Raw genomic sequence first — 6,000 nt, 5'->3', positions numbered from 1 at the left:
ATCGACGCTGCTGCGCCTGATCGCGGGCCTCGACTGGCCTGACGCGGGCGCGATCCGCATCGGCGGGCGCGACGTGGCCGGGCTCGCCGCGGCCGATCGCGACGTCGCGATGGTGTTCCAGAACTACGCGCTGTATCCGCATCTGACGATCCGTCAAAACCTCGCGACACCGCTCGCCTTGCGCCGCTTGCGCGCATGGGAGCGCATGCCGTTCTTCTGGCGTCTGTCGGCGGCGAGCCGGCAGCGGCACGCGCGGATCGACGCCGACGTTGGCGCCGCGGCCGGCGCGCTCGGCATCGGCGCGCTGCTCGACCGCAAGCCCGGCGCGCTGTCGGGCGGCCAGCGCCAGCGCGTGGCGCTCGGACGCGCGATCGTGCGGCAGCCCGCCGTGTTTCTCTACGACGAGCCTTTATCGAACCTCGACGCCGAGTTGCGCGCGAGCATGCGCAGCGAGATCGTCGAGCTACATCGGCGCCTGAATGTCGCGACGATTTACGTCACGCACGACCAGGTCGAAGCGATGACGATGGCCGACCGGATCGCCGTCATGCGTGGCGGCCGCATCCTGCAGTTCGGCACACCGGCCGAGCTGTATGCGCAGCCGGCGACGCTCGATGTCGCGCGCACGCTCGGCACGCCGGGCATCGGTGTGTTGCAGGCGACGGTGCGCGAGGCGTCGCGCGGGCTCACGATAGCCGGCGGTTTTGTGCTGCCGCTCGCGGTGGACGCGGCGCAAGGGGCGGCCGTCAGTGTCGGGTTGCGCGCCGAGCATCTCGCGTTGACGGGAATCGGGCAGCACGGCGCGCTGCCGGCGCGCGTGCTGCATGTCGAGTGCCTCGGTGCGGACACGCTGGTGCACGCCGGCCTGTATGGAGCGGACGTGCCCGGCGAATCGCCGGCGCGTCTGGTCGTACGTGCCCTGCGCGGCCTGTCCGACACGACGCCTTTGCCGCGCCCCGGCGACGCGATCGGCGTGCTGCCCGATTTATCGCGCGCATTGGTGTTCGACGCAGCAGGGCGCCGCATCGCGCACGATGTGATCGCGAGCAGCGTAGCGACGACACGGCAGTTCGCGCATGGCTGACGTGATCCGCGCAGACGCCCGCCGCCGAACCGTCGCCGTGCGCGGCGGCGCAGGCCCTCACTGGCCCGTGGTCGCGCTCTACGCAGGCCCCGCGATCGTGCTCGGCCTCATCACACTGATCGTGCCGCTCGCCGTCGTGCTGGGCCTGTCGTTCACCGACTACCGGCTCGGCGAGTCGACCTTCTCGTTCGTCGGCGCGCGTAATTTCATCGACCTCGCAAGCGACCCGGTCATGCGCCGTTCGCTCGCGAACACGCTCGCCTACACGGCGCTCGTCGTGCCCGCTTCGACCGCGATCGGCCTCGGCCTCGCGATGCTGATCGATGCGCGCGCGAGCCTGAAAGGCCTGTACCGCACGATCCACTTCCTGCCTGTCATGGCCGCGACGATCGCGATCGCCGTGGTCTGGGAGTTCATGCTGCATCCGAGCTTCGGCCTTGTGAACCTGCTGCTTGCGAAAGCGGGCATCGCAGGGCCGCGCTGGCTCGAAGACCCGTCGACGGCCTTGATCTCGCTCGCGATCATCGGCGTCTGGCAGATGGCCGGCTTCAACATGGTGCTGTTCCTGACCGGCCTCACGGCGATTCCGGCGCAGTACTACGAAGCGGCCGCCGTCGATGGCGCCGCGCGCGCCTGGGATCGCTTCTGGCTCGTCACATGGCCGATGCTGCGGCCGATTACCGGTTTCGTCGTCGTGATCTCGGTGATCCGCTCGTTCCAGCTGTTCGAAACCGTCTACGTGATTACAGGCGGCGGCCCGCAGAAATCGACCGAAGTGCTGCTGTATACGATGTTCAGCGAGGCATTCGAATTTTTCCGCACAGGGCGCGCGGCGGCGATTGCGGTAGTGTTCCTCGTGCTCGTCGGTGTGCTGACGCTGTTGAAGTTCCGTGTGGCCGCCCCTCGCGCGGCTTCCGCCGCAACTGCGGACACGTCAGCGGACGCAGCGGCGGACCCGTCAGCGGACGCAACCGGGCAAGCTGCCCGCCTGTCATGAGCGCGCCCCGTCCACGCCCGATCGGCTCGCTGCTGCGCCACATCGTGCTGATCGCGACCAGCATCGTTGCGCTCGCGCCTTTCTTCTGGATGCTGTTGACGGCGATCAAGCCCGCGAATGAAATCTTTAGCCGCGAGCTGCACGTGTGGCCCACGCACTTCGCCGGCTGGGACAACTTCGCCGCGGTATTCGCGCGCGTGCCGATGCTCACGTATCTCGCGAACGGCGCGCTCGTGGTCGTGCTGATCTTCGCGCTGCAACTCGCGATCGCCTTGCCGTGCGCCTATGTGCTCGCGAAGGTGCCGTTTCGCGGACGCCGGCTGCTGTTCGGCGCGGTCGTGTTCTGCCTGATGCTGCCGCCGCAGGTCGTCGCGATTCCGCAATTCCTGCTCGCGCAGCGCCTCGGACTCGTCGATACGTTGTGGGCGATGGCGCTGCCGTATGGCGTGTCCGCGTTCGGCATCTTTCTGATGCGCCAGTACTTCCGCACGATTCCCGACGAGCTGCTCGACGCCGCGCGGCTGGACGGCTTCAGCGAATTCGGCATCGTGTTCCGGCTGATGCTGCCGATCGCGATGCCGGCCGTCACCGCATTCGGCATCTTCTCGGTCACGACGCACTGGAACGAGTTCTTCTGGCCGCAGATCGTGCTGTCGTCGCCGCAGAAGCTGACGCCGCCGCTTGGCATCGCGTTCTTCCGCAACGAAGAGGCGGGCACCGACTACGGCGCGCTGATGGCGGCCGCCGCGATTGTCATCGCGCCGCTCGTCGCCGCGTTTCTGCTTGCGCAGCGCAGGTTTATCGAAGGTATTGCCCTGACCGGCATCAAAGGCTGACGCCGGCCGACACCCGGCAACGCAGCCCCCGCCCCATTAGACGATCACGCAGAAGGAGTATCGGCTTGAACGCACGCAGGACTCGCCTCAAACAGATGATCGGTCTGCTTGGCCTCATCGGCCCCGGCGCAGCCGCATTCGGCATGGCGTCGCGCGCGGCGGCCGCCACGCAGACCGAGCTAGCGGTGCTGTACGCCTTTCCCGATGTGTTTCGCCCCGCCATGGAAGACCTCGCGCAGCGCTTTATGGCGGCGAATCCCGATGTGCGCGTGGTGTACCGCGCGCCCGCGCCCGAGTACGAACAGGTGCTGCAAACGGTGTTGCGCGAAGCGGTCGCGGGCACGCAACCCGATGTCGTGATGCAGGGCCTGAACGGCATTCGCACGCTGTCGGACCAGCAGATTGCGGCGCCGCTCGACAGTTTTATCGCAACGGACAAAGGCTTCGCGACGCAAGGCTTCGACGGCGCGCTGCTGCACGCAGGCACCGTGAAAGGCAAAAGTTTCGCGCTGCCGTTTGCGGTGTCCTTGCCGGTGCTCTACTACAACGCCGACCTCGTGAAACGCGCAGGCGGCGACCCCGCGCATCTGCCGGTCACATGGGACGGCGTTATCGCGCTCGCACGCAGGATCGGCAGCCTCGACGCGAATACGGGCGGCATGTTCTACGCGTGGGACGAAACCGGCAACTGGATGTGGCAAGCGCTCGTCTTCAGCCGCGGCGGCACGATGCTCGATGGCAGCGAGCGCAAGCTTGCCTTCGACGGCAGCGCAGGGCGCTGGGCAATCAACCAGCTCGCGCGCTTCGTCAATGAAGGCCGCATGCCGTATCTGACGCATCTGGCCGCGCGCCAGCAGTTCGCGGCCGGCGGCCTCGGCATCGTCGCGACATCGACGGCGCAACTCGCGACCATCCAGAAGCTCGCGGCCGGGCGCTTTCCCGTGGTGGTCGGCCCGTATCCGGACCTGCGGGCGGGCACCTCGCAGCTGCCGACCGGCGGCAACGGGCTCATGATCACCGCGAAGGACGCGGCCAGACAACAGGCCGCATGGCGTTTCCTGAGCTTCGCCACGCGCGCGGAACAGGCGGCCGACGTCGCCAGGCGCACCGGCTACTTCCCGCCGAACGACAAGGCGGCCGTGCTGATGAAGGACTTCTACGCGGCCAATCCGAACTACGCGGTGGCCGTCGGAGAGCGCGGCTTCGCGACCGGCTGGTACGCGTTCCCGGGGCCGAACGGGCTCAAGGTCATCGATGTGATCAAGGACAACCTCGAGTCGGTGGCGAGCGGCAAGCGCGCGCACGAACCGGACAAGGTGCTCGCGGAGATGGCGTCGCAGGTCGCTGCGCTGTTGCCGGCATGAAGGCGGCGAACGATTATGCCTGCCCGCCGGATCGGCAGGGCGAAGGCGCTACCCAATCCACGCCGCCGCATGCGCGCCGCGCGGTGTTCGTCTGCTGCGACGCGCTCGGCCGCGACTGGATCGATGCGGAGCTGACGCCCACGTTGCACGCGCTCGCGCAACAGGGCTGGTGGTGCGCGGATCACCATGCGGTGTTTCCGTCGGTGACGCGCGTGTCGGCCGCTTCGGTGGCGACCGGATGTCTGCCGTATCGGCATGGCCTGCACGGCAATCGCATGGGCCTCGCCGAAAGCGGCAAGCTGCGCGTGTACGACGTCGGCGCGCCCGATTTCCGCACGCATCTGCGGCGCGCGACGGGCACGACATTGCGCGTGCCGACGCTTGCGGAACGCGTGGTCGCGCATGGCGGATTGATCGCGATGTCGAATGTGTCGCCGGGCGCCGCGTATTTTCTCGACCCCGAGCACTTCGGTCACGTGTATCACCGCGCCGGTTCGTTTGCGCCGGGCGGCGAGCCGATCGCTGGCCCGGCGGCGCTCGGGATCGGCCAGGACTTCGCCGGCGACCGGGCGATGACGCAGCGCTTCTGCACCGAAGTGCTGACGTGGCGGCGGCCCGCGGTCGCGGTGCTATGGCTCGCGCATCCGGACGCGACGCTGCATGGCGCGCCGCTCGGTTCGCCCGCGCATCGCGATGCGCTGCGTCATGCGGATCGCTGCGTCGCCGAAGTGCTGCGCACGGTGCGGCGGTTGCGCGACGAGGGCGATGACGTTCTGCTGCTGGCCGGCTCCGACCACGGACAGGAGACGATCGCGGGCAGCATCGATCTCGATGCGTGGTTGCGCGCGCAAGGACTCGCGCATGAGGTCGAGGCTGGCGAGATCGCGGTGGCTGGGCAGGGCACGGCCGCCCTGCTGTACGCGACCGAAGCGGGCCGGCCCGCGCTGCACGGCGTGCTCGAACGTCTGCGCGCCGAGCCGTGGGTCGATACGGTCGAAACCGGCGACGCGTTGCGTGCGCGCGGCCTCGACGCACGCAATAGCATCGAGGCCGCGGTGAATATGGCGTGTGTGCCCGGCACCAACGCGCACGGGGTGCGCGGCATGCGCTGGACCGTCGACGAACCGGGCAAGACCAAAGTGCCGGGCCACGGCGAGCACGGCGGCTGGGGCGCCGACGAGACGCGTCCGTTTCTGGTTATCGATCGTGCGGGCACGGCGCCCGCGGTGATCGACCGGCCGACGGGTCTCGTCGATATCGCACCGACGGTGCTCGATTTTCTGGGCTTGCCGTATGACGGTGTCGATGGCCGTTCGCTGCTTCCGGGCCACCATGCGCGCGCTACGTCTCGGTGAAATCACCCGCCGTCGCGAACTGAACCGGTGGCGCCGCGACGGCTGGCTGCTTGCGCACAGCGAGCAGCGCGAGCGCCTGCTGCACATGCGCGTGTTAGCCGCGCTGATAAGCGCATTGCGTCCCGCCACGCGCTGCCGGGCGGTGCGGCTGCGTCGCCTGCACTGAGCGTCATTTCCGTATCTCCTTCCACGCACGAGCTGTAAGGCAATGTGCGCGGCGCGCGCAGCGATGCGGCGGACATGGCATCATGACGGCGCCGCGGCGCCGCCAGTACGCCGCCTGGCACATCTCGGGACGCCTGTTTCCCGCACTATCGTTGTGCAAGTTGCCGCTGTACACCCGCGCGTTGCACACCGCCCCCAT

At 68.5% G+C, this 6,000-nt stretch carries 6 protein-coding genes; all 6 read left to right on the top strand.

Annotation, left to right across the window (positions count from 1 at the left end):
- Positions 1–1,084, top strand: a 1,084-nt coding sequence (locus tag ACYPXD_RS20795) for an ABC transporter ATP-binding protein (RefSeq protein ID WP_459715302.1), incomplete at its 5' end; no start/stop codon positions are given.
- Positions 1,077–2,081 carry a carbohydrate ABC transporter permease gene (locus ACYPXD_RS20790; RefSeq protein WP_459715300.1) on the top strand — a complete coding sequence of 335 codons (1,005 nt, stop codon included), beginning with the start codon at positions 1,077–1,079 and terminating at the stop codon, positions 2,079–2,081. The genes ACYPXD_RS20795 and ACYPXD_RS20790, both read left to right, overlap by 8 nt.
- Positions 2,078–2,917 (top strand): carbohydrate ABC transporter permease, encoded by an 840-nt coding sequence (locus tag ACYPXD_RS20785; protein WP_459715296.1) that lies wholly within the window; start codon positions 2,078–2,080, stop codon positions 2,915–2,917. The genes ACYPXD_RS20790 and ACYPXD_RS20785 overlap by 4 nt, the downstream gene beginning before the upstream one ends.
- A gap of 65 nt (positions 2,918–2,982) precedes the next feature.
- Positions 2,983–4,281, top strand: coding sequence for an ABC transporter substrate-binding protein (locus tag ACYPXD_RS20780; protein WP_459715294.1), 1,299 nt, complete (start codon positions 2,983–2,985; stop codon positions 4,279–4,281).
- Positions 4,278–5,636, top strand: coding sequence for an alkaline phosphatase family protein (locus ACYPXD_RS20775; RefSeq protein WP_459715292.1), 1,359 nt, complete (start codon positions 4,278–4,280; stop codon positions 5,634–5,636). Before ACYPXD_RS20780 ends, ACYPXD_RS20775 begins: the two co-directional genes overlap by 4 nt.
- Positions 5,614–5,802, top strand: coding sequence for a hypothetical protein (locus ACYPXD_RS20770; RefSeq protein ID WP_459715290.1), 189 nt, complete (start codon positions 5,614–5,616; stop codon positions 5,800–5,802). The genes ACYPXD_RS20775 and ACYPXD_RS20770 overlap by 23 nt, the downstream gene beginning before the upstream one ends.
- Positions 5,803–6,000 lie beyond the last annotated feature (198 nt).

It is taken from the genome of Paraburkholderia sp. 2C (assembly GCF_054589215.1).
Note: the sequence above shows the minus strand (reverse complement) of the source record. Positions and strands in the feature narration are given on the sequence as shown.